The sequence below is a fragment of the Chamaesiphon sp. OTE_20_metabat_361 genome, from assembly GCF_031364565.1.
The window spans coordinates 1-1,568 of the sequence record NZ_JANLWO010000264.1 but is presented as its reverse complement, the minus strand read 5'-3'; the positions used below and the strand labels follow the sequence as shown (position 1 = coordinate 1,568).

The window sequence follows — 1,568 nt, the reverse complement described above, 5'->3', positions numbered from 1 at the left end:
CTTTGGGCGAAGCGAGTAAATCGATCGCGACAAAGAAGATTTTACCTTGAGGATCGAGCAAGAACCGCCAAGCGATGTTCATCCCGACGCTGGCACCGAACCAAGGAGTTTGGACTTTACCAGTGACTTTAACTTGAGTGTAACCATCATCGATCGGTTCGACGACACCACGTTCTGGTAACATCTTCAAGCCCACACATTCTTCACGCATGTAGGTCAAAATTGCCGCAGGGCCGACAACTGGCGCTTGGAAAGGAGGTTGGAGCGCACCTTCTTCAACAAAGAGATTGGATGCTGCCATAAAGTCAAAGGCGTTCATGTTGTCGATGTAGCTCAACACGGTATAGTTGTCTACACCTTCGATTGCTGCCCGCGAACGGTCGGCAAAAGCACGAGGCGTAACGGAAGGAGCTTCACGTTTGTCATAATCTTGACCGCGTGCGGGATCGAAACCCATGTTAACCACGGTATTCCGCAAGACGGTGATTTGCTGACCTGCGTCGAGCTGTTTGATCGTTTCGAGTAACGCAGTTGCCTCCGTTGATGGCACATAACCCGCAGGAATCGGTGCGACCAAACCCTGTTTCATCATTTGACCCAACTCATACCAAAATCCGAGCTTGGTATTCATCCGAAAGGAGGTAAATGTGCGACAAATCGGCGTGTCAGTGTGCATCGCCAAATCGGTCATCACCTGAGTTTGCGAGTCAGGCTGCATTGATTTAATCAGATCCAGCAGGGGTTGTGCTAGCGCCATACTGGCCGAGCCAGTTGCCGCTGGGGTAATTGTCACGCCCATTTCCGTATAAGCGTACCAAAGTAGCGCTAATTGATCCTCAACGCTAAGTTGGTCGAAGGCTGCGGTTACAGCCGGGACTGCATCAGCAATTAGAGTGTTGGAAAAGATTGACTGAGCAGACTTTAGTGAAATAGACATAAGTACTACAGCTCTAATGAGATAAATAAGTATTAGTCAGGTTTTGCTTAAAAAACTTTACCGTTTGTTACAATACTATGGCAATGCCTGCACAAAAAGCAAATTATTTGAGTGAAAATCTTTGAGTGGTGGACGACTGCTAGATGGATAAAATGCGTTACAACGGATACGGGGATTGATGGGTACTATATTTCTAGGACTAAGGCTCGGCTCGCCGCTAGCAATAGCAGCAGCAATTATCGGAGTTTGGGCACTCAGTCTGTGGAACTGCTTGCAAATTCAGATCGGCACTCTCCATCCGCTGGGTTTGCTCTGTCTCGTCGGCTGGCAAACCTGGATCTATACCGGATTGTTTATTACGGCTCACGATGCGATGCACGGCAGCATCCACCCCTGGCAGCAAGTCAATCTGGCGATCGGGCAATCGTGCTTATGGCTGTATGCTGGATTTGACTATTCATTACTTGCTAGCAAACATCATCTGCATCACCAGTATCCAGCTAGCGATCGCGATCCCGATTTTCATGATGGCACACCCAACTTTTGGAACTGGTACGCACATTTTGTCTGCGAACATTTTAGCTGGGGACAAGCACTTAATTTAGTCTTCATGTTTTGTAGCTATGCGATC

The 1,568-nt window shown here is 48.2% G+C and carries 1 protein-coding gene and 1 pseudogene; one reads left to right on the top strand and one right to left on the bottom strand.

Annotation, left to right across the window (positions count from 1 at the left end):
- On the bottom strand, nt 1-937 hold a 937-nt coding region (locus RMO35_RS07725; RefSeq protein ID WP_309739934.1), incomplete at its 3' end, for an orange carotenoid protein N-terminal domain-containing protein.
- Between the two features lie 178 nt (nt 938-1,115).
- Here RMO35_RS07725 and RMO35_RS07720 point away from each other — a divergent pair.
- Nucleotides 1,116-1,568, top strand: a pseudogene (locus RMO35_RS07720) (beta-carotene ketolase); the annotation flags it as partial.